This window comes from Leptospira interrogans (genome assembly GCF_900156205.1).
In the GTDB taxonomy this organism is placed as follows: domain Bacteria; phylum Spirochaetota; class Leptospiria; order Leptospirales; family Leptospiraceae; genus Leptospira; species Leptospira interrogans.
The window spans coordinates 250,648-272,516 of record NZ_FTNA01000003.1 but is presented as its reverse complement, the minus strand read 5'-3'; the positions used below and the strand labels follow the sequence as shown (position 1 = coordinate 272,516).

At 33.4% G+C, this 21,869-nt stretch carries 20 protein-coding genes and 2 pseudogenes; 18 read left to right on the top strand and 4 right to left on the bottom strand.

Annotated features, from left to right (window positions below; translation table 11 throughout):
• Window position 1: 1 nt before the first annotated feature.
• Window positions 2-347: pseudogene (locus BW942_RS04280) on the bottom strand (helix-turn-helix domain-containing protein).
• 56 nt (window positions 348-403) lie between these two features.
• On the opposite strand from BW942_RS04280, the gene BW942_RS04275 reads away from it, so the two are divergent.
• Complete coding sequence (locus BW942_RS04275; protein WP_000418124.1) at window positions 404-622, top strand: helix-turn-helix domain-containing protein; 219 nt, start codon at window positions 404-406, stop codon at window positions 620-622.
• Between the two features lie 185 nt (window positions 623-807).
• On the opposite strand, the gene BW942_RS04270 is transcribed toward BW942_RS04275, so the two are convergent.
• Window positions 808-1,053, bottom strand: a complete 246-nt coding sequence (locus tag BW942_RS04270; RefSeq protein ID WP_000540701.1) for a hypothetical protein — start codon at window positions 1,051-1,053, stop codon at window positions 808-810.
• A gap of 995 nt (window positions 1,054-2,048) precedes the next feature.
• Between BW942_RS04270 and BW942_RS04265 the strand changes: the two genes are divergently transcribed.
• From BW942_RS04265 to BW942_RS04250, 3 genes are all read left to right on the top strand, one after another.
• Window positions 2,049-2,948 carry a decaprenyl-phosphate phosphoribosyltransferase gene (locus tag BW942_RS04265; protein ID WP_000898866.1) on the top strand — a complete coding sequence of 300 codons (900 nt, stop codon included), beginning with the start codon at window positions 2,049-2,051 and terminating at the stop codon, window positions 2,946-2,948.
• A gap of 714 nt (window positions 2,949-3,662) precedes the next feature.
• Window positions 3,663-4,166: a TlpA family protein disulfide reductase gene (locus BW942_RS04260; protein ID WP_000675947.1), complete on the top strand. Its 504-nt coding sequence runs from the start codon at window positions 3,663-3,665 to the stop codon at window positions 4,164-4,166.
• A gap of 785 nt (window positions 4,167-4,951) precedes the next feature.
• A complete protein-coding gene (locus tag BW942_RS04250) occupies window positions 4,952-5,722 on the top strand; it encodes a hypothetical protein (RefSeq protein ID WP_000433142.1) in 771 nt (256 codons plus the stop codon).
• 170 nt (window positions 5,723-5,892) lie between these two features.
• Here the strand turns inward: BW942_RS04250 and lfb1 are convergent, their stop codons facing one another.
• Window positions 5,893-6,255, bottom strand: coding sequence for an LIC10280 family protein (gene lfb1, locus BW942_RS04245; RefSeq protein ID WP_000488443.1), 363 nt, complete (start codon window positions 6,253-6,255; stop codon window positions 5,893-5,895).
• Between the two features lie 657 nt (window positions 6,256-6,912).
• Between lfb1 and BW942_RS04240 the strand changes: the two genes are divergently transcribed.
• From BW942_RS04240 to BW942_RS04220, 5 genes are all read left to right on the top strand, one after another.
• On the top strand, window positions 6,913-7,341 hold the full coding sequence (locus BW942_RS04240) for an SRPBCC family protein (RefSeq protein ID WP_001075144.1): 429 nt from the start codon (window positions 6,913-6,915) through the stop codon (window positions 7,339-7,341).
• A gap of 679 nt (window positions 7,342-8,020) precedes the next feature.
• A complete protein-coding gene (locus tag BW942_RS04235) occupies window positions 8,021-9,043 on the top strand; it encodes a synaptic vesicle VAT-1 family membrane protein (protein ID WP_001189850.1) in 1,023 nt (340 codons plus the stop codon).
• A 321-nt stretch (window positions 9,044-9,364) separates the two neighbouring features.
• On the top strand, window positions 9,365-10,306 hold the full coding sequence (locus BW942_RS04230) for a polyprenyl synthetase family protein (RefSeq protein WP_001970545.1): 942 nt from the start codon (window positions 9,365-9,367) through the stop codon (window positions 10,304-10,306).
• On the top strand, window positions 10,287-11,066 hold the full coding sequence (locus tag BW942_RS04225; RefSeq protein WP_000090415.1) for a TlyA family RNA methyltransferase: 780 nt from the start codon (window positions 10,287-10,289) through the stop codon (window positions 11,064-11,066). Before BW942_RS04230 ends, BW942_RS04225 begins: the two co-directional genes overlap by 20 nt.
• A gap of 202 nt (window positions 11,067-11,268) precedes the next feature.
• On the top strand, window positions 11,269-12,495 hold the full coding sequence (locus tag BW942_RS04220; protein WP_000529867.1) for an acyltransferase family protein: 1,227 nt from the start codon (window positions 11,269-11,271) through the stop codon (window positions 12,493-12,495).
• Window positions 12,496-12,885: 390 nt separating this feature from the next.
• Here the strand turns inward: BW942_RS04220 and BW942_RS04215 are convergent, their stop codons facing one another.
• Window positions 12,886-15,402 carry a penicillin acylase family protein gene (locus tag BW942_RS04215; RefSeq protein ID WP_000821874.1) on the bottom strand — a complete coding sequence of 839 codons (2,517 nt, stop codon included), beginning with the start codon at window positions 15,400-15,402 and terminating at the stop codon, window positions 12,886-12,888.
• Between the two features lie 887 nt (window positions 15,403-16,289).
• Here BW942_RS04215 and BW942_RS04210 point away from each other — a divergent pair.
• From BW942_RS04210 to BW942_RS04180, 9 genes and pseudogenes are all read left to right on the top strand, one after another.
• Window positions 16,290-16,544 carry a hypothetical protein gene (locus BW942_RS04210; RefSeq protein ID WP_000935831.1) on the top strand — a complete coding sequence of 85 codons (255 nt, stop codon included), beginning with the start codon at window positions 16,290-16,292 and terminating at the stop codon, window positions 16,542-16,544.
• 69 nt (window positions 16,545-16,613) lie between these two features.
• Complete coding sequence (locus BW942_RS21395) at window positions 16,614-16,760, top strand: hypothetical protein (RefSeq protein WP_001072334.1); 147 nt, start codon at window positions 16,614-16,616, stop codon at window positions 16,758-16,760.
• A gap of 156 nt (window positions 16,761-16,916) precedes the next feature.
• Window positions 16,917-17,303 (top strand): 6-carboxytetrahydropterin synthase QueD, encoded by a 387-nt coding sequence (gene queD, locus BW942_RS04205; protein WP_000391049.1) that lies wholly within the window; start codon window positions 16,917-16,919, stop codon window positions 17,301-17,303.
• Window positions 17,304-17,312: 9 nt separating this feature from the next.
• On the top strand, window positions 17,313-18,041 hold the full coding sequence (gene queC / locus BW942_RS04200) for a 7-cyano-7-deazaguanine synthase QueC (protein ID WP_001088969.1): 729 nt from the start codon (window positions 17,313-17,315) through the stop codon (window positions 18,039-18,041).
• A 77-nt stretch (window positions 18,042-18,118) separates the two neighbouring features.
• A complete protein-coding gene (locus BW942_RS04195) occupies window positions 18,119-18,403 on the top strand; it encodes an NAD(P) transhydrogenase subunit alpha part 2 (RefSeq protein WP_000434762.1) in 285 nt (94 codons plus the stop codon).
• A 2-nt stretch (window positions 18,404-18,405) separates the two neighbouring features.
• The gene (locus BW942_RS04190; RefSeq protein ID WP_000127254.1) at window positions 18,406-19,806 is read left to right on the top strand and encodes an NAD(P)(+) transhydrogenase (Re/Si-specific) subunit beta; all 1,401 of its coding nucleotides are present in this window, start codon (window positions 18,406-18,408) and stop codon (window positions 19,804-19,806) included.
• Window positions 19,807-19,885: 79 nt separating this feature from the next.
• Window positions 19,886-20,038, top strand: coding sequence for a hypothetical protein (locus BW942_RS21390; protein WP_000871275.1), 153 nt, complete (start codon window positions 19,886-19,888; stop codon window positions 20,036-20,038).
• An 882-nt stretch (window positions 20,039-20,920) separates the two neighbouring features.
• A pseudogene (locus BW942_RS22050) lies at window positions 20,921-21,018 on the top strand (WGR domain-containing protein); the annotation flags it as partial.
• Window positions 21,019-21,308: 290 nt separating this feature from the next.
• The gene (locus BW942_RS04180; RefSeq protein WP_000809294.1) at window positions 21,309-21,812 is read left to right on the top strand and encodes a hypothetical protein; all 504 of its coding nucleotides are present in this window, start codon (window positions 21,309-21,311) and stop codon (window positions 21,810-21,812) included.
• Window positions 21,813-21,869 lie beyond the last annotated feature (57 nt).

The window sequence follows — 21,869 nt, the reverse complement described above, 5'->3', positions numbered from 1 at the left end:
TTTATTTAGAGAATACGGAACAAAAATATTTGGGAGATTTATTATAAAGTTTGTATAATCTGACAAAATCTTCCATAAACAATTTTTTTTTCACCAGATTCAATTTTTGAAATATAACTTTGATACTTTCCTAATGACTTAGCTACTTGAGCTTGAGTAAGATTTGCTTCAATTCGTGCTGTTGTAAGCCGGTTAAAAAAAGATTCCCATTCTTCTTCAGAGATTTTTCTCGATATATTTATTTTTGTTTGTTCGGAAGATTTTAGAAATTCGATTTCGGGTTCTCTAACTAAGAAAAGATTTTTTAAAAAATTCTTTTTAGTAAAATTAGAATCTTTAAAGAACATCGAACCCACGATATATCACGTTTACTTTTTGTCAACTATGCCGCAAGATACCGTGTGTGGAATTAGAAGAATTTTTAAAGAAAACCGGGAGAAATATCCAAAAATTACGAAAGGAAAAGGGATTTACCCAAGAAAATATGGATGAAGGAGATTACGCTATTCCAGTTCGAACGTTACAAGACATTGAGGCTGGGAGGACTAATTTTACGGCTAGTTCTATTTTTAAAATTTCCAAACGATTGAAAGTAAAACTAAAGGATCTGTTAGATGTCTAAAATTCAAAGTAGTTTTTTTCTACGCATTTACTACTGGCAAGTTGTTTACTTGAAAAGTTTAAAATGAATCAGTTTAGTATATTATTAAATTATAATTTTATGGATTCAATTGGGCTTTCGTTGTTTTTTGTACTCTGAAGGCGTTTATGAGTCCATTGCAAAGATTCCTTATCTACCGTAAAATTTTAAATGTGTTTTAATCCTTTGTAATTTAATGTTCCGTAATCTTTAAATTCGAAATACAATTCGGAAAGCGCTATTACAGTATTGTCGTATAACAAATCGATTTCATCAATATCGCTTCCTAACAATTCTCCTTTCATACTTTCGATGATTTTAGAAAAATTGAATTCGTTTGTATTGGAATATTTGCTTTCTAAAAAATAAATCATATCTAAACCTTCGTCGCTTTCTAACGCCTTATAACCCATGCTCCCATTGTGATTGATATACTTGAAAAAGATTCCGCTAATTCTATTGAATATTACTTTTCAGAAAGTTTTATGAAAATTTGATTTTGAGTCCTATCGATTGTAGTAATTCAATCACTAATTTTATGGGAAGCGATGATTTGAATACTTCAAACTGAATGTTATACGGTAAAATATAAGATTTACTTAAAGCTTGTACTAAATCTTAAACGCTGACTTGCAGAGCGACCATAGAAGCGATGCATTGAGTTTAGGGAGGTGTTTATTGAGTGACTCTGAGAGACCGTAGTGAGACACTGAGTTTCCACCGACCTGATTCAGCTTCACAAGAATGTGGAGAACTATTACGAAAAATTAACGAGGTTAAAAATTGCTCGAAAGTTCATAAATTACCAAATGAGATCTAATTTGTAGAAACTCTCTGCATTTTATTAAAAATTTCTAAAGAATGATCTCATAAAATTCTTTGAGGTTTTGGAACAAGCTTTTAGTTCTTTTCAATTTTAATTAAAGAAATAGTTTTAAGATTAGAGGCGAAAGAATATATAAATGGTTTTCATTTTTATATTAGAGTTGTTGAAAAATTCCATAGCAACAATTAACAAAACGCTTCAATCGACCGTTTCCATACAACGAAAACCCATAGAGAATTAATTTTTCAACAATTCTATTGCTTAGGAAGGACGGTGGGTTTTTGGTTACTTTATAAAAATTAAAATGATTCTTGGAAATTTTTGAATGTTATTTTTTAGGAATCATTCTGAAACTCTGTGGACAGAGTTCAAAATTCTAGGATTCTTAAGGTGACGGCTCATTTTTTTTAATTCTACTGAATCTCTTTGCAATTAAATACCATGAATTTTTACCTCAAAGTTCTGTTAAGTGAAAATGCTGGTACTCTATTATATAATTCTGAGTAAGATAGGTGGACTTAAAGAAGTTTGAAGTTTGGATTTTCCTTGATGATTTGAGGGTTTCTAAAGAATGTAACCGGTATGCTCTTTCAATATTTGAAATTGCTCCGAATTCATCAATGGATCAAAAATGTAATCATTTTTGCGGGCATTATTTTTGCTAAAAAATTGACCGATCCTGAGTCGGTGCAGCGAGTAGTTGCCGCTTTTTTTCTTTTTTCTCTTGTGGCAAGTTGCCAGTACGTCGTAAACGATTATTTAGATCGTAAGGAAGACGCATTACATCCGGAAAAAAAACATAGGCCTCTTGCTTCTGGAAAATTAGATCCTTCTTTTGCTCTTTTTATTACGGGAATCATTCTCCCTTTGTCCTTGATCTTGGCATATCTATTGTATCCCGCCTTTTTTGCGTTAGTCGCTTTTTATTTGGTGTTCAACGTACTTTACAGTAAATTTTTAAAACATATGGTAATTTTGGATGTGATGAGTATCAGTATCGGATTTGTGATTCGTGCGATCGCGGGAGCGGTTGTTATTCACGTTACATTTTCTTCCTGGCTCTTATTGTGTACTTTTATGTTGGCTCTCTTTTGGGGATTTTCTAAAAGAAGAGGCGAGCTTATCATTTTAGAAGGTAACGCAAAAGGTCACCGCAAAATTTTGAATGAATATTCCACCGGTTTTTTAGATATGATGCTTGGAATTGTAGCTACAATGACTCTGATGAGTTATGTTCTTTATGTGACTAGTACTGCGACGATTGCAAATCTTGGAACTGATAGACTGATTTATACCATTCCGGTTGTAGTTTATGCCATCTTTAGATCTTTGTATATTATCTATATTAAAAACATGGGGCATAATCCTACAAAGGCGATTCTTTCCGATTGGGGAGTTTTATTTGCTGGATTGATTTGGGTTGCTTTAGTTATAACGATTATGTATTCCGATTTCGGAAACGGAATTCGATTTGAACTTTGAAAGAACATTTTTCAAAAAATTTTAGAAATCTTTTCATTAACTTTTAAACTGAAAAACCATTTTATTTTTCTAAAAGTAATAGTTCCTAAATTAGAGTTGAAAATTTCATATCTAACATTAATAAAACAGCATTATCCATTTACTTTTGATGGATAAGAAACAAAAGAAAATTAATTTTTCAAAAAATCTATTCATAAAAGTTAATGTATCATTTCTTAAAATGAAAATAGGAATTTCCGAATTTATTTTTATTTTACAGTAAAGCAAAAATTTTCAGAAAGCGGATCTTTTACTGAGTTTATGTTATTTATTAGAGTTTATTCAGAACCATATAACAAAATACCGAGTATTTTACTCTGAAATAGGGTTTTGTAATAAAAATTTAGGATACTTAATTTGATAAGGATCAGTAACATCTCATACTGAATGATTTACTATGTAAATGTATGAAAATGATACTATATGAGCTTGTTTTAAAGTTAGAATGTTGGATCTCTTTCAAAAAAGCCAACGATCTCGAGTTAAACTCAATTATTGAGTAATTCTACATTTTTGTAAAATGGACTGTTAAGTTTTGGTAATATTTTTATGTGTTCGAATAGTAGGATAATTTTTTATCCGAAGATTTTATAAAAAATTATTTGAAAGGTTCCAGTGCTCGTCTGAAAAAATAATTAGATGTAACATTTTAGAAATGAGTCGAATTTAAAAGATATGAAAGGTATTTTTAAAAAGAGCTACAACGTATTATTTTGGGTCTTGTTGTTTCTGGGGATTACGATTTCACTTTCGTCTTTTAAGCCGTTCGATTTAAAACCTTCGATTTCTTTAAACGAAATGAAAACATTCGAAGGAGCAAACTACGATTCTAAAAATCAAATAACTGTAGTTTACTTTTGGGCGACTTGGTGTGGCGTTTGTTCTGCCAATCTTCCTTTGATCAAATTCTATTCTCAGCTTTTAGAAGATAGTTCACGATTTTCTTTTATTAGCGTAGAGGAAGGAGATAATTTAAAAGAACTCAATCAATATATAATTGAAAACGATCTTAAATTCAAAGTAATTCCGGCTAACGTTTCTTTTTTGAAGGAATGGAAAGTCAATTCTTATCCTTCCTTTGTAATTTTGGATCGATCTGGTAGAATTCGTTTTGCGGATTCTGGAATGATGAATCCTTTTAGCTTTTTTTTGAGAATTTGGATCGTGTATCTCTTCTGATTTTTTTAGAAAACGATGTTTTATTTACTTAGAATCTCAAGTATTCAGAATTCTATCTTTAAATGAATCTGTCTTAAAAATCTATGATCTATTGTGTGGAGTTCTTTGTATCTATTACGTCTCGGATCGTAATTTGTTCATAACTATATAATAACCAATCTAAATGTTTACACACCAACCCTGGGAAATTTTGTATAATAAAGTTTGGACAAACCACGTTAAATTAACAAAGAAACGGTTTGTTGGAACTTTTACAATTTATGACGTATGTTAAAATTTTACAAAAAACTTGTTCAAAATCTCGAAAGGTAATAATAACTTTTAGAAGTGATCTCAAAAATATTTTAAAACAATTTGGCATTTTAAACAAGGATAAAGTATCTTCGAGATAAATTCTGATAAAATGCAGTAGTTCCCACAGAAGCCACGTCACATTTAGATATTTACAAACTTTGCAGTGGTTAATCTTTAAATTTCAAGACAAGTTTAAAGTGATTTCTTATAATTGAAGTTGTGGTAGTTCCCACATTAAAGTAAAATCCAGGATAGACTTTATTGATCTCTATAAAATTGAGTATCTTTAATTTTTATTGAAAAACACTATTTCAGTGTAAAATATTAGATATTTTATTATATAACTCTGAGTAGAATTTAGATCGTTAAAATAGAATGTTAAGGTAGTTTTGACTCGATTTTAACTTTTTATCCTAATTAGAACGTCAAAACTTTGAGTTTATCTTCAGACTTAATTTAGATTCAATTTCCTCAGGACCGATATAAATAATATGGAGCCGTTTAAGCCTAAACCACTATTGAATAAGTCGGAACTACGGCAGATCAAAAAATCTAGAACGAGGGTAGAAGGAAAAAAAGTAATTACCGACGACGTTAAAAAATTAAAATCGTTGAATGTAACTCCGGATCTTCCCAAAAAAGAACTCGTTGATTATTATAAAGAACCAATCTGGATTGAATATTATATACCTAGAGAATCTAGATTTGCTTACGAAGTAAAATATTTATTCATAAAATTGATCGATCCTAAACCGGAGCCTAAAGACGTAATCTTACAAGAGGCGATTTCTAAAGAAGAATTTATAGACGTACTCGACGTGATGTTCCGTTATCCTGAAAAAGAAAATTTAATTCGAAGTAGTTATGTAAATACTTTCTCTTTTTTGGAATCGATTTCTGCGAATTACAAACAATTTCTAAAAACAAAAGACGTATACGATTTAAGAGTTCCTTTGTTTCATACAGAAGCTCTGATGAAGTGGGAACCAACGGTCGCTACTTTAGAATTTTTAGGTCCTTATACGATCTATAATCTTAACTGGTTGATTCGCAAGTTAAACGAAATGGAAGAGGAATTTTCACTCGAAGATGAAACAATTTCGCTATTGATCAAAAGGAGAAACGAATATTGGGAGGAAAATTCTCTACCAATCGATGAAGATTTTGAATTGTTCGCCGCTCTGTTTTATGAACAAGCATTTCCGCATAGAGGTTCTGAATTTGAAGACAATCTACTTTTTAAGGATACAAACAAAGAATAGATTTGATTTTTATAATATACTTATGTTCTAAGAAAATTTTAACCTGTTTGGCTGGAACGAAATCTTTTTAAAAAAATAAAGCAAACCAAGAAAATTTTTATGAAAAACAAACCCGGCCTACGTTTTACATTTTTGTTTTACTAAATAAAAACGAAGGCGAGTTTATATTATTATTTTCTTAAGGTTTCAGTTGCGTTTCCTCCGGCCCAAGTTCCTTCTAAAAGTTTACCACCGTTTTTTACTTCATAGATTACTGGTTCTGTTTCTCCCCAATCTACTGTCAAAGTAGTACCTTCAAGGGTTCCGGTTCCTGTGAAAGTTTGACCAGCAACCGTCCAGGTAAAAAGGTATTCTCCGTTAGATTGAGAGATCGTAACGCTACCGTTGTAAGAGGAACCGTTTGGGTTGGTTCCAGAAACCTTGTATTTACCGCTAATGGAGGAAGGATTGATTTGACCGATCTGTGCGTAAGAGGTTGAAATAAAACCAAATACTAGAAGGGCGAGGAAGAATTTTGAAATGATTCGAAACATGAATGTCTTCTCCTTAAAGAGTAAAAGAAATCTTGAATTTGTTTTTGGAAAAGTCAATTCATATTCAAAGAGTAAGAACTCAGATCCGTAGCACGTTATAAGTTTTAAATAAAAAATTTACTTTGACGGTTGGGTTTTAAGAAATGGACTTTCGATATGGAATTGAATCTGAATTTAAAAGTTGTTACGGTTGTTTTAGAAATACAAACTTAACTTTAAAAAAATGGTGAATCGATTATAATTTCGAAATTATTTTTCTAAGAAAAAGATTTTGGACAACGTGCCAAATTTATAGACGAGTTTTTCAATTCATTCTTTGTATTTTTTGGTATAAAATGCTCCGATCAAAAGAAGTATGATTGAAATAAATAGAGTTGTTGAAAAATTCCATAGCAACAATTAACAAAACGCTTCAATCGACCGTTTCCATACAACGAAAACCGATAGAGAATTAATTTTTCAACAATTCTAATATTCTAAGAAGTTCAGTAAAAGAAAGTTTGCAATAATAACATCGTCAAAGCCTTTCATTGTAACGGGTTGTTAGCAAAAATTTTCACGTATTTTTAACGATTATTAAAATTACGCCTGATTTATTAATTTGATTTGAAAAAATAAAAGAAATACAAATTATATTTTATCTCGGTGAACTCAAATATGAATCAAAATTTGATAATGAAAAAAAATATTTCTATCCAAACTTCGATTTCAAAAGTTTGGAACGCACTGATTGATCCGGAAGTGATTAAACTTTATCTTTTCGGTACCCAGGCAATTTCAGATTGGAAAGAGGGTAGTTCTATTATTTTTACGGGTGTTTGGAATGGGAAAGAATATAAGGATCATGGAACCATTCTCAAATTAGAAAAAGAAAAAATGTTTCGATATAATTATTGGAGTAGTTTTTCAGGAGTTGCCAATATTCCTGAAAATTATTCTATTCTCACTTTTGAATTAAAACCGGAAGGAAATTTTACATCTCTTTCTTTAACCCAAGAGAATTTTCCTAATCCAGCAGCTTATGAACATTCTGATGTTGGTTGGAACCAGGCTCTGAATATTTTGAAGGAAAATTTGGAAAAATAATTCGAATTTTTCTATAATATAATCTTATTATGATTTATTGAGAAAGCTACACGTGATTTAATATAATAAATTTTTAATTAATTTCTTCTGAACATTTGGTCGTTTGGTTTTTAAAGAATTTGTTTGAATGAAATATGAAATTTTTATTAAAATCAATAAGGTTATTGTTTTAGATCAAATCCACGATTCTTCAATATGAGAATGGATAGAGTGAGAAAATCTAAGGTTTGTGGAAATTCTTTCTGAATGATATAGTGTACGGATAAAGATATTTTTTGAGTTACTACTCGTATGTACGAAAATGGTACCAAAAATTAAGTAGTAATTTTGCAAAAAGACAGAGGTGCTCAAGAATTTATGTTTAATTTGGAATTGTTGGCCGTTTTTAAAGGATGTCCTATATTCTAACTTTTGAAATAAGTTCATCCTATTATTCTTTTCATGTGTTCGAGTAGTAAGGGTTTGTCTCAAAATCTCGAAAGATATAAACGATAATCTTTTAGAAGTTTATAATCAATGTTGGAAACTGTCATATCTGGATTTTGCGAACTCTGCAGTGATTCTTCATCGGTAATCTTTAAGTTTTGGGATGATGTATACTTTATTCGAATTCCGATTGAACGGAAGTTACTGAAAATTCTACTTGCTCTTTTTACTTAAATTCTTATAACCTCCTCTCATGCAAAGAACGATCGCACTTGTCCAAAAAAAAGGATCTCTTGAAAACATAAGTTTAGAAACGGAAGCTCTTCCCGAGCCGAATGAAAACGAAGTACAAATCGAAGTTCATTCAATTGGATTAAACTTTGCGGATTTATTTGCAATTCAGGGATTGTATAGCGCTACTCCGCAAGGAGCCTTTATTCCAGGACTTGAATATTCAGGAGTGGTAATTTCTACCGGAAAAAAAGTCAAAAACGTAAAAAAGAAAGATAAGATTATGGGAGTCACTCGTTTTGGCGGTTATTCTTCTCATTTGAATATAGACTCCAGATACGTTTTTAAACTTCCTTCCAAGTGGAACTTTGATCAAGGAGCTGGTTTTCTTGTTCAAGGTTTAACCGCTTATTACGCGTTAGCTGCTTTGGGGGATCTTAAAAAAGGACAGACGGTTTTGATCCATAGTGCGGCTGGTGGGGTCGGAATTCTTGCAAACAGAATCGCCAAAAAATTAGGTGCGTTCACGATCGGAACGGTAGGAACTTCTTCTAAAATCGATCTTCTTAAAAAGGAAGGTTATGACAAACAAATTGTTCGTTCCAGTCGATTTAAAAACGATCTACAGGAATCTCTTTCCGGAACAGATTTAAATTTAGTTTTAGAATGTATCGGTGGAAAAATCTTTCAAGAAAGTTACGAAGTTATGGCTCCGATGGGAAGAATGATCGTCTACGGCGCAGCGGAGATGATGGGTGAAGGTAGTTCTGTAAATTGGGCAAGAATTGCTTATAAGTATTTTTCCAGACCGAAATTAGATCCAATGAAAATGGTTTCAGATAATAAAGCCGTGATGGGATTTAATTTGATTTGGCTCTATGAAAAGGTAGAAATATTGACAAAACATCTAAACGCTCTTGTGAAATTAAACATTTCTCCTCCTCTTATAGGTAAAACTTTTGAGTTTGATAATTTAAACGAGGCTCTGAAATACTTTCAATCCGGTACGTCTATGGGCAAAGTAGTTTTAAAAGTTAAATCTTAAACTGAATTTGATAAACGTTGGAATCTTTTAAAAAATTCTTTTAGAATTCAATTGTAGAAGATCTTTATAAATCAATTTTTCTTTTGATGAAAATAATTTTTTGAGATAGGTTTTAAAGAGTTATGTGATGTTTTTTGTATAAAGATTTATTATCTACAAAGAAAAAATCATTTACGACTCCAAAATAATAAAACCCAAAACCAATAAAGCTGTGCTTGTCATCTACTCAAAGTAATTCGTTGTTTCAGCAAAACTGTTTTATGATTGGTTTGTCGGACTTTGCTTTACAATTGGAAGTTTTCTTTCAGTTTTGGAGTTAGAGTGAATTCATCTTCCTTTTCCAAAATATTCCATTCTTACAAAAGTACGTTTGAAAATTTTTTAAATTCTCAAACTCTTTCGATACTTTCTAAACAATCTGCTCCTGAACTTTTTGAAGCTATGAAATATAGTCTCGTGGCCGGAGGGAAGCGACTTAGACCCGTTTTGGCTTTGGCTGCTTTTGGTGGACTTCAAAATGAAACTCAAAACGTTCTTTTACTTGGGGCTTCTTTGGAATGTATTCATACTTATTCTTTGATTCACGACGATCTTCCAAGTATGGATAACGACGATTTTAGAAGGGGGTTGCCGACTCTTCATAAAAAATTTTCCGAATCTACGGCGATTTTGGCCGGAGACGCTTTAAACTCTTTCGCATTTTATTTTATTTCTTGGATCCGGGTTGAAAATGGTGATCATTTTTTACATAGGAATCTATTAGAAATTTTGCATGCAGGTTGTGGTGCGCCTGGAATGGTTTCCGGACAAGTTTATGATTTACAGATGGAAAGAGAAAATGTGAAAGAAAATGATTTAACAAACCAATCCGATAAGATAGAGATGCTTCAATTGACTCACCGTTTAAAAACGGGAGCGTTGATTAAGTCAGCCTTATTGTTAGGGAACCGTCTTCGTAAAGATTGGAAAAAAAGAGAAACGTCTTTATCTCAATACGGAGAAGATCTAGGTTTACTGTTTCAGATTACAGACGATATTTTAGACGTGGAAGGAACTCAGGAATCTTTAGGAAAAACCCCAGGTAAGGATCAAAAATCTGGCAAGATCACCTATCCTATGTTATTCGGAATGGATCGTTGTAAAAAGATGGTAGAAGAACTTCAGAAAAATCTAATTTTTACTTCTTCTGATTTTGTTTCCACAGAAGAAGAACAAACATTCTTTCAGGAGCTTCCGATTTACATTGGCCAGAGAAAAAATTAGGCTCGATGTTCTTCTTTTTGAAAGGGGATTTGCCGATTCTCTGGAAAAAGCGAAAAGTTTAATTCTTTCGGGCTCTGTATTAGTAAACGAACAAAAGATTACTAAAGTAGGATTCAAATTTCCAAAAGATTCTGAAATCAGAATTTTAAACATCATTCCAGAATATGTAAGCAGAGGAGTTTATAAACTGTTAAAAGCCTTTGAGGTTTTTCCTTTACAAGTTGATGGAAAACTTTGTATAGATTTGGGTGCTTCTACGGGAGGATTTACGCAAGTGCTTTTAGAAAAAGGGGCTTGGAAAGTTTTTGCTTGTGATGTGGGTTATGGTCAGCTTGCAGAAAAGTTAAGAAATCATTCTTCTGTGATCGTAAAAGATCGTTTTCATCTAAAAAATTTATCTGCTTTAGAAATCGACTGGGAAAACAATCGGTTTCAAACACCTCATCCGGAAGCGATCGTAATCGTAATGGACTTGAGTTTTATTTCTCTCCGATCCGTTTTTCCAGTGATCCAAAAATTGAGAAAAGAAAAGGACATTCCAAAATTAGAATGTGTTTCTTTGATAAAACCACAATTTGAAGCCAATCGGAATGACCTTGTTAAAGGTATTTTAAAAGATTCTAAAATTCGATTTCAAATTGTACTTTCTCTTTGTAGGTATCTTAAAAAGGAAATTGGAGGTTTCGTTTTAGGTTTGGAATGGTCTCCGATAGAAGGTAGGGACGGAAATAAAGAAATCCTTTTGTTTTGGAGCTTATAGAGTTAAGTCGGATTTCTACTTTGTAAATAAGTCTTATCTTTTTTAGAAAGTTCACTTTACATTTTGATTCGAAAAAATACAGAGTATAATTGATAGGGACTTTCGGAGTGATTTTTTAAGATAAGACTTTGAATTCTTGGAAAATTGATTCTTATTTGAAAACAAAAACATATTCATAAATTAGAATGTATTAACGGTATTTATGGGACAAAAAATAGAAAATAAAAGGGAAGAAATTCCTTCGTTAAACGGATTACGCGCTTTTGCAATAACCATCGTATTCATATATCATTATTATTTTTATTCAGGATATACTGCAGCAAATAACAATTCTTTTCTTCAAGCGTTTATAGATATGCTTCACCATTTTGAAGTGAATTTATTTTTTATTCTGAGCGGTTTTTTAATTTCTATGGCTTTGTGGAAAGAATGGTCCGATAACGGAAAGATTCGTTATTTAGATTTTTTTCTAAAACGAAATTATAGATTACTCCCCGTTTATTATCTTTTCATTACGATCAGTTACTTTATAAATCGGGTTTCTTATTCCATGAGTCAAAAATGGATCGCTACAAAACAATTGTCTGTACCTAACACTTTAATGGCTTTGAATGTGATGGTGAGTACGGATAACGGTTTGAGAAACGCTTGGGCTGATTTCGTTTTTATTGGTAATTATTGGAAAGGTCCGAATATTCATACTTGGTTTTTATCGATCACGGAACAATTTTATTTTATCTTTCCTTTTTTTTGCGGATTTATTTTGTTCAAGCGGGATTTTTTTACAAGGCAATGTATCCTTTGGTTTTTGTATCTGATTCCTGGAATATTAAGAATCATTATCTATCTCAATCCAGATTTTTTTGGAACGGATTATGAAACCTTGGTTTTTCGTCCGACACATACTCGTGCGGATTCGATCGTGATCGGTGTTATCCTTATGGACTGGATCGTAAATCGCAAAGACGATCTAAAAAAATATTTATCGGGTCGTATTGTAAGTTTTTTATTACTTTTATTTCCCATTCTAATTTTAGTTTTTATCAACTTTCAAAGTAAATCTATTTATTCTTTTTTCTCAGGAACGGTAAGATTCAATTTAATCGATTTTGCTTATATTTTGATTCTTTTATCTGTAATTTTATTTCCTAACACTCTTTTAGCGAAAGGATTGAGTTTGAAATTTCTCGTTCCGATCTCTAACTTAAGTTATACGATTTATATATGGCATTTGTTACTTTCCCTAATCTCGTTCGGGGCTATAAAATTCTTTTTTCCCAGTTTATTTGAAACCGGCCTAGCTTTTTTTATTTTGAGTCTTTTGATTAGTTTTCTATTTACTTTAGGTGTTTCTTGGATCATAAATCGATTTATCGAAGATCCTTTGAGTCGTCTTTTTAAAAGGTTGTTTTCGACTTCATCTAAATAAGTTAGGCGATAATACTTTAAGATAATAGAGTTGTTGAAAAGTTAATTCTCTATCTTGTTTCTGTTTTATGAAATGATCGATTGAACCAGTTTTGTTGATCGCTGCTATGGAATTTTTCAACAATTCTAATGGATTTCAAACAAAACGATTTGTCGCCAAACAACGGTTTTATGCGTTTTGAATTTCGGTATATTCCCGCGCAAAGGATCGATGCGTGGTCAATAAATTTGTAATTCGTTCTCTTTTGGTCTTGGAAGAAATTTAAAATTTATTGACCGAAGCTGAGAGCCTGATGGTCGGTTGCTACAAATAAGTTTTCTTATCGGAAAATTCCCGACCATGCGCCCGTTACTTTAAACTTTTATTCATTTCTGTTTTTGAATCTATTTTCTATTTCGGAATCATATTCAATATGTATTTGGAATCTTTCTCGATTTGAGACTGAGTAAACCGAATCTTACGATGTTCTCCGTTTAAAAACAGTTCGATCTGATCCCCATAAAATGGTGATCCTAAATTTCCAGAATTTCCTGTAGGTAATACAGACCAGGAATTTTCCGGATTTATGAGATCGATGATTCTTCGTTTTGAAGGACCTACACGAGGTCTTATTTTCGGATTGATTTCTTTTTGATTCATCAGATTGATTACGGATTCTCCTGAAGCGACCGAAAAAGGGCCTTGATTAAAAATAGAATCTAAAACCGGTATTTTTCCCATCGGATGTTCAAACGTAATTTTATGTGCGTCTTTCCATTTCCAAGTAGAAGGAGAACCTCCGTGTTCCTTTGCCAGATAACGAACGGTTTGTGCAAAAGAACGGATGAGAATTTCTCTTCTCGTTTCTTTTAAATCTGGGGTCGTAATATCGTCCCAAAAATCGGATTTCGGATTTGCAAGAATCGATTTATATGCGTTCCAACGTTCTGCGGTTTGTCCAAAAATTTGAAGATTCGATTCCCCAAATTCGTCCACCCACAAATTCAACATTACAAATTGGTTGAGCGTATGGAATATTGTGGCTCCTGATGAGTCTAACGTGTTTTCTCCATCGAATTTTCTATAAATATCTAAAGCTTCTTTAAATACGCCCGACCAATTTTTATCTTCTTCGATCTCTAAAGAAATCAAAGGTACAATTGACCTTGCTGAAAAGGAATGAACGTCGGTTTGTATTTTTTTCATATCGTCCACGGTCCAATTTTTTTTCTGAGATAAAAGTTCGTAGATTCTTCTTCCCCGATCTGATTCTTGCCAATACCCTTCTGGTTTTCCGTAACCTTTGAGTTCATAAGTAGGGAGATGATTTGCAGTGAGTATGATTCCTTCCGGCGGATTGATTAGCTTTGGGTTTTGACTAAATGGAATATAACCGATGACGTCTTCTTCTCCCGAGGCTCCGTTTAATATTTTGCGAGTATTGGTTTTCTTTTTTCTAATCGGAAATCTTCCCACACTCCACCAAGCGATGTTTCCATTTTTGTCGGCATAAGAAACGTTTAGACCAGGCGCAGTCAAATTGGAAACGATCGTGTTACATTCGGTCAAAGACGAACAACGTCCTAAAGAATAGATCGTTTCCAAGAGTGGGACCGATACATGATGAAAGATCCAGTATAAAGAAACGACCGGTCCGGTATATCCTTGGATCGGCTTGGAAAGTATCGGACCGTGAGAAGTCACTTGGATTGTAATTTCTCTCGGTTCTTCTCCTTTGACTTGGATTGATTCTTTCAAAATTTGAACTGGAACCCAATTCCCTTTTTCTTTTACGAGATTCGGTTTTGTTGGGTGTAAAATTTCTTCATAAAAATCCATATCGTCGTTTTCTAACATTGTCAAAGCCCAAGCTTTTTGCACGTTATGCGCTATTAAAGGAAAAGGGAAAATTGGCAAATGATACCCGTAGCTTTCGTGATCTCCCGTTCTCAAGTGAACCTCATACCAGGTTCCAGGATTACCATAACCTATATGAGGATCGTTTGCTAAAATTGCTCCTCCTGTAGTTGATCGAGAAGGACCGATGACCCAAGAGTTACTTCCAGATAAAGAAGGAAGTTCTTTTAATATCCAATTCGTTTTTTGAATTACTAGATCTAAGTCTGAAAGTTCATTTGATTTTGAGAATTTGGGTTCTTTTGCCAAAGGAAGAAAAACTTTACTATTTTCTGTTAATTTTTTAGGAGAATAAGAAGGTTGATTTTGCTGAATTGAAAATGGTTCTTCTGTATCGTGTCTTGGAAATAATTCGCTTACGTTCCGATTCGGAAGTTTTCTTTCTAAAATGGTATAAAGCGTATCGTTTCGCAAAGCTTCCGCAAATGAAAAAGATAATAAGGAAAGTGCACTCATTACGTCAAGTCGGTCGAACGGTTTTGGTTTATATCCTAAAATTGTAAATTCGATGGGAAGGGACTCGGTTTTTAAAAAGTAATTAACTCCTTCTAAAAACGAATCCAATTCTTTCAAGATCTGTGGATTTACTTTTTCGGATTCTTGTAACATCCTTTCTGCAGTTCTTCTTAGTAATACTTGTCTTAAAAAAATATCTGTTGGAACTAATTCAGCTCCTAAAACCTCCGATAGTTCTCCTTTGGCAGCTCTTCTTAAAATTTCCATTTGGAACAAACGATCGCTTGCACTTACATAACCTAACGCAAAATAGGCGGAGTGTGAATTTTCGGATCGAATATGAGGAACTCCGTAGGAATCTCGAATTACCGAAACTGGTTGAGTAAGTCCTGGAATTTTTAATTCTCCTGATAAACGAGGAGCTTTCCAAAAAATCAAAAGTGCAAATAGAACTTTTATAAGAATAGCCAATACAAGAATCGTAACCAAAGATCTACGAACCCAAATTGGTATTTGATTCCAAAAATTGGATACAGTCGGAAGAATTCTTTTCATTGTTTTAATTGACTCCGCATTTTTTAAGCAGTTAAAATTTTGAACTTAGTATTTGTATTCGAACCTTTGAGAGGCTGTTCGAGATCAGTTTTTCAAAAAACGTGGTAGTTCCCACATTTTAAGATTTTAAAATCAATTTTTAACTTCTTTTGGGAAGGGAACTTTACTCGATCTGGTTTCAATAGCAAGAAAAGTTTTATGTTTTAAGATCAGATCCAATAGAGATTTTTGAGTTGGCGTATCTTTTCGGATGAATTCTTTCGAAGAGACATAAAATCGATTGGCATCTTTAAAAATTTGATTTTTAACTTTTAGGATGGTTACGACAGAGGCTTCATCTAAGAGTCGTTTTACTCAGAACAATAGAAATATATGTTTAGAATTCTGAGCTTACATGTAAGATTGATCCCAAAGTTTAAATACCTTATTCTATAAAAATGTAGTAAGAGCGTTTTTTTGAATTTTATAAACCTCCTTAGATATTTATTTAGCATGAGTTCGATGTAAGAAAATGAGAAAGAATTTTCTAAAAGTATGAATTTGAATTTCTACAATTTTAAAATTTATTCGTAAAATCATGATTTGTAATAGTTCCTACATCATTTTACAGATAAACCTAAGTTTTGTGGTAGTTCCTACACTGGAATACGACAGATTGAATTGTTATAAACTTTTATTTTATAGATTGTGGTAGTTCCCACATTTTCAGAATCGATCTATAAATCTTAGATTTCGATTTTTTAGAAAAATGAATTCATAAGAATTCTTTTCGTCGAACTCACGTCATTTAAAAACGTAGATCAAATTTAGAATTTGTCTCAAAACCGTCCAATGTGAGAACTACTACGAAAATTGAATGAGATTAGAGCTGCTTGAAAGTTCGCAAATTGCTAAATGTGACAAAATCTGTAGGAACTACTGCATTTGATTCAAAATTTCTAAAGAATGATCGCGTAAAATTTTTTGAGATTTTGGGACAAGTTCTAAATATAATAACGGGTGTTAGGTGTTGTGAATCTGGTATTTGTAGGTTTATTCTACTAGTGCTGTATTATAAGATTCTAGAATTCAGCACTAGTAGATGGAAGACTTGTCTTAAAATTTATGGTACTTATTCTGTTAGGAATTTAGTAAAACTATAAAATTCTCAAGAAGAGATCATTCTAAACTGAGTACTTGACAGCACTTCTATTTTTAATTTTCTGGTCCGTATGAATCAGAAAACCGCAAAACTGCTGAACAAATACGCAGAACTTAAAGGTATAAGCTCTAAACAAATCAAAAGAGAATGGTTGGTTTTAAATGAGCACCAAAAAGATCAAAAAAGACAGGAAATTTTAAAAGAATTGGTGAAATAACCTATTTTTTTAGTCTCTTTCCCATAGTTCCGGTCGACTTTTTGAGATTTTCCTAACGTCGACTTGTTTTCAAAATTGAATTTCCAAATAGTAAAAAATTTGAAGTTACAAGTGGCGCGTAGGCGTCGGGTTCAATGATTATACCGGACAGGAACTATGGAAGAAATCGAACTCACAAAAGAATTTCGTTTTGACGCAGCTCACCTCCTACCCAATGTACCAGACGGTCATAAATGCAAACGACTTCATGGGCATAGTTTTCGTTTTAAACTTCATTTAAAAGGTACGATCGACCCCAAGACCGGTTGGTTGATCGATTATGCGGCGGTCAGTAAAATCGTAAAACCATTGATTGAAAATCATTTGGATCATTATTATCTAAACGATGTTCCGGGACTTGAAAATCCTACTTCCGAAAATCTTTCTATCTGGCTTTGGAATCATCTCAAACCACTTTTGCCCTTACTTTATAAGATTACTTTGAATGAAACTTGTACCAGCGCTTGTATTTATGAAGGCCCTAATAAAAATTCTAGTGTGTAGGGATGAATTTTGAATTCTTCAAGTAACGAAAAAAATAAGGATCTAAATCGAAAAAATTTTTCCTCTAAAACTGATTCATCAAACAACAAAGCAGTTGTACTTTTGTCTGGGGGATTGGATTCTACTACTTGTCTTTATCAAGCGATTGCGGACGGAAAAGAAATCCAAGCTCTTTCCTTCGATTACGGCCAAAGACATAAAATCGAATTGTCTTACGCGAAAAAAGTAACACGTAAATTAGGAATTCCTCACACGATTCAAAAGTTAAAACCGGAATTATTTTTAGGTTCGTCTCTTACACAAAAGTCGCTTCACGTTCCTAAAAATTCTTTAAGAAAAGAAGAAATACCTAACACGTATGTTCCGGGGCGGAATATTCTTTTTCTTTCTTTTGCAGTTTCTCTTGCGGAAGGAACCGGTTCTGATTCTATTTATATCGGAGTCAATTCGATGGATTATTCCGGTTATCCGGATTGTAGACCTGAATTCATCAAAATGTTTGAGATGGCAATTCAACTTGGAACTAAAAAAGGAAGTCAAGGTCCTTCGATTAAAATTTTAACTCCTCTTCAAAATCTTTCTAAAAAAGAAATCGTTCTTCTTGGGAATCAATTGAAAGTTCCTTTTCATCTTACATTCTCTTGCTATGATCCTAAGAACGGGAAAGCATGTGGAAAATGCGACGCCTGTCTATTGAGAAAAAAAGGTTTTCAGGAGACTGGAGTTTCTGAAAAGTGATTTCATCGGTTGGCATTTGTTAACCTGACCTTCCTTAGCTCTCCAAAGGAAGGAATCTCTGCTTAGGAAAAGTTAGAATGGAACAGTTCGTAGGTTACCTGACGATCTTTTTATTGGCCGTATTTGTAGGCTTTGAGGTCATTACTAGAATTCCTCCTCTTTTGCATACTCCTCTTATGTCAGGTTCCAACGCTATTTCTGGGATCACGATTATTGGGGCGATTCTATCTCTTCATTCTGTGAACGGACCTTTGATCAATATCATTGGATTTATCGCGATGGTTGCGGCTACGATCAACGTAGTAGGTGGGTTCTTAGTAACTCATAGAATGTTAGGAATGTTCAAGAAGAAAGAAAAATAAATATGACAGCATCAATTATTAATTTAATTTATCTCCTTTCCTCCATCCTTTTTATCATAGGATTAAAACTTCTTTCTCATCCAAAAACTGCGGTGCGTGGAAACTTCGTTGGAGCGGTTGGGATGTTTTTTGCCGTTGCTGCGGCGCTTGTAGAAAAAGGTCTTGCATACGAATATATCTTGGCCGGTTTCATTGTAGGAACTGCAATTGGAGTTTATCTTTCCGTAAAAGTGGAAATGACTTCTATGCCTCAGTTGGTTGCTGCGCTGAATGGTTTCGGAGGTCTTGCGTCCTTTTTAGTTGCCGGTGCGGCGATTATGGAAGTGCTTCATCAAGGAACTAATCTAGAAGTTCTTAAATCCTATCAATTTACAATTTCTACCGCTGCCTCTGGGATCATTGGTGCAGTTACTCTTACGGGCAGTTTTGTGGCTTATGGAAAACTACAAGGGATTCTTTCCGAAAAAGCGGTTCGTTATCCTGGAGATCAAATCGTAAAAGTGCTTTTCCTATTGGGTTCTTTAGTTCTAAGTTACTTCGTTGTTATTGAACCTCAAAAGATAGAATGGTATTGGTATGTAGTTGTGGTAGGTTCTATACTCGGAATTTTACTGGTTATGCCGATCGGTGGAGCCGATATGCCCGTGGTAATCGCCCTTCTGAATTCTTATTCTGGAATTGCGGCATCTGCAACTGGGTTTGTTTTAGGTAATAACGTTCTTATCATCGCCGGGTCTCTTGTAGGTGCCTCCGGAATTATACTAACACAGATTATGTGTAAGGCTATGAATCGTTCTTTGCCTAACGTTCTTTTTGGCGGGTTGGGGGCTGCTGTAGACAACTCCAAAGGTGGAGAGGATATCTACGCTGGAAAAACGAAAAGCACATCTGCAGAAGAAGTTGCTATGTTATTGGATATGGCCCAGAGGGTTGTGATTGTTCCAGGTTATGGAATGGCGGTTGCACAAGCTCAGCACGCTGTAAGAGATCTTTATAATATTCTAACAGACAGAGGAATCGACGTAGAATTTGCAATCCATCCAGTAGCGGGTAGAATGCCAGGTCACATGAACGTTTTACTTGCAGAAGCGGATATTCCTTATGATAAGATGAAGGAAATGGATGAGATCAATCCTTCTTTCGAACAAGTGGACGTTGTGATCATCAACGGCGCTAATGATGTTGTCAATCCTCTTGCAAAAACAGATCCAGGTAGTCCGATTGCTGGAATGCCGATTTTGGACGTAGACAAAGCAAAAACGGTTATCGTAATCAAAAGAAGTTTGAGTCCCGGTTTTGCGGGAGTTCCTAATCCTTTGTTTATCCAAGATAACGCTTTGATGTATTTTCAAGATGGTAAAAAAGCGACTCAAGAAATTGTTACTGCTCTCAAAGAAACCTAAAAAGTTTTCTTTCTATAAATAACAGAATGTTTTAAGCCGGACTTTAAAAGTCCGGCTTTTTTGTTTGTGAAGAACGATTTTGAAATGGATTTCGTATTTTTCTCCAAATAAAAATTCGCAATATTCCAAAATCGTAGAATTAACAATCAGCAACTTACGAACTTCTCAGGATCTGCAAAACGAAGCTTCTCGAATTTTTCTCAATCGTAGCGCGGTTCTACATCCTCCGTAAAATGAATGGGCGATTTTGCAAAGACGCAGAAATTCTCAAAAATTATATCTAATTTGAAATTGTTTTTTTGTGTGCGAGATTTCACATCTTAAGTTTTGAAATAGACTCAGAATAGTATTATTTTCATGTGTTCAAGTAGTAATAACATCTCAATAATGAGAAAACGTCTAAATATGTGCGAGGTGCTCGCTCCCTCACTAACCCCACAAGTTGAATAGGATTTTAGAATCAGAATGAACTCAACAGAACGGGCTTTCTATGGATCGCCGTTCTGGGCTCAAAAAGGCACATTTTTCAAGTGTTCCGACAAGAATGAGTCTTTTTACTTGCAAAAAGTATGTTTTTCTGATAGAGAAAAATTTTCCGAACCTTACCACCCCCCACTCAAAAATAGGGAAAACTCAGCACAACGCTTTCCTCAAACTCAATGCATCGCTCCCTAAGGGTCGCGTTGGAAAACTCAACACAACGCTCTTTATGAATCGCGTTGTGGGGTGGGTTATGGCTCGCTCAACGATCCGTGTTCTATGTCTTTTTTCACAGGCTATGGGTATATAATTACTTTTATAAGTTCGGCTTAATTTGATCGGAATCAAATTTTAGCTCGCTATCAATTACTCAAACAAACAAAAAATATTTTATAAACTGACAATTATGAGTCATTTACTACTCGGACGCATGAAAATAGTACCGAGTTATTAACTGCCTAATTTACGAAAAACTAGTGGTATTTAAAAAATAACGCAAATTCGGGATTTACGGCATTTTAAAGCAAGATCAAAATATTCAAATTTTTGAAACAATCTAACACAAGTATTCTATTCATGCGTCCGAGTAGTAATTGTTTTTCATTAAGTTGTCTGTTTGAAAAAATATTTAATTATGAAATATCATCTCACTTACAAAGACGATAAGTCGGATAAATTCTGGAGCATTGAAGTATCCGGAAATCTTTTACCGTGACTTACGGCAAAACCGGACAAATACAAAAATCATCTTAATTGAAAATCACACATAGATTTATATTTTGGTTTTTAAGAAATTTTGTAATACGTCCAAAAATAGTAATATTATTTTATTTTAATGTATATAAATGAATTTTTGACAAAATTTTCACAATCATAATTACTGAACTAAGAAATGGTATATTGAATTGATAAAATTTTTCTGTTATAGTTAAATTTCTATGTAAATTTAACTTTACATAATGTTGTTTTTAGAAAAACGTTATGCCCTTATCTGTACTTAAAATGCAGATAGAGGATGGATCATGAAACAACATTCACTTAAAAAACTAAGACGTTCAATTTTTGTAGTTTTATTAACGTTCTTTTTAGCGGCTTCCGATTCGTATGCGGACGAATCCGAGAAAAAAACTTATTCTACTAAAAACATAGACGTTACCGTTAAGGATAAAGACGGTTACAATCATTTTTTAGTGTTCACAAAGGTTATGACTCCAGATAAATCATACGTTGCATACAACGTGGAATTTTGGGTTAATAACTACGTTTATTCCGAAATGGATACGTTTTCTCAAATTTCATTTAAAGCAGGAAAGAAAAGTTTCAACGGAAATTTTTATAAGTCAGATGTGTCTTCTAATGCGCTCGTACTTTATTTTTACATGGAAGAATCGGTCATTAAAGGACTTCTTGCGAGTTCGGCGGATCGATTGAGTATCTTCCAAAAAAATAAAACGGTTTTTGAATATACGATTGCAACCAAGGATAATTTCAAAAAGGCTTTGAAAGAAATTACAACCGTAGAGTAAAATTGAAAATAAGGAACCTTTATAAAATGAATTTTAAAAAGAACAAATATCGTTAAA

Excerpts from the sequence above, each read along its gene's own strand:
- BW942_RS04270 (WP_000540701.1), bottom strand. The coding sequence starts at position 1,053 with ATGGGTTATAAGGCGTTAGAAAGCGACGAAGGTTTAGATATGATTTAT.
- BW942_RS04265 (WP_000898866.1), top strand. The coding sequence starts at position 2,049 with ATGCTCTTTCAATATTTGAAATTGCTCCGAATTCATCAATGGATCAAA.
- BW942_RS04260 (WP_000675947.1), top strand. The coding sequence starts at position 3,663 with ATGAAAGGTATTTTTAAAAAGAGCTACAACGTATTATTTTGGGTCTTG.
- BW942_RS04250 (WP_000433142.1), top strand. The coding sequence starts at position 4,952 with ATGGAGCCGTTTAAGCCTAAACCACTATTGAATAAGTCGGAACTACGG.
- lfb1 (WP_000488443.1), bottom strand. The coding sequence starts at position 6,255 with ATGTTTCGAATCATTTCAAAATTCTTCCTCGCCCTTCTAGTATTTGGT.
- BW942_RS04240 (WP_001075144.1), top strand. The coding sequence starts at position 6,913 with ATGAATCAAAATTTGATAATGAAAAAAAATATTTCTATCCAAACTTCG.
- BW942_RS04235 (WP_001189850.1), top strand. The coding sequence starts at position 8,021 with ATGCAAAGAACGATCGCACTTGTCCAAAAAAAAGGATCTCTTGAAAAC.
- BW942_RS04220 (WP_000529867.1), top strand. The coding sequence starts at position 11,269 with ATGGGACAAAAAATAGAAAATAAAAGGGAAGAAATTCCTTCGTTAAAC.
- BW942_RS04215 (WP_000821874.1), bottom strand. The coding sequence starts at position 15,402 with ATGAAAAGAATTCTTCCGACTGTATCCAATTTTTGGAATCAAATACCA.
- BW942_RS21395 (WP_001072334.1), top strand. The coding sequence starts at position 16,614 with ATGAATCAGAAAACCGCAAAACTGCTGAACAAATACGCAGAACTTAAA.
- queD (WP_000391049.1), top strand. The coding sequence starts at position 16,917 with ATGGAAGAAATCGAACTCACAAAAGAATTTCGTTTTGACGCAGCTCAC.
- BW942_RS04195 (WP_000434762.1), top strand. The coding sequence starts at position 18,119 with ATGGAACAGTTCGTAGGTTACCTGACGATCTTTTTATTGGCCGTATTT.
- BW942_RS04190 (WP_000127254.1), top strand. The coding sequence starts at position 18,406 with ATGACAGCATCAATTATTAATTTAATTTATCTCCTTTCCTCCATCCTT.
- BW942_RS04180 (WP_000809294.1), top strand. The coding sequence starts at position 21,309 with ATGAAACAACATTCACTTAAAAAACTAAGACGTTCAATTTTTGTAGTT.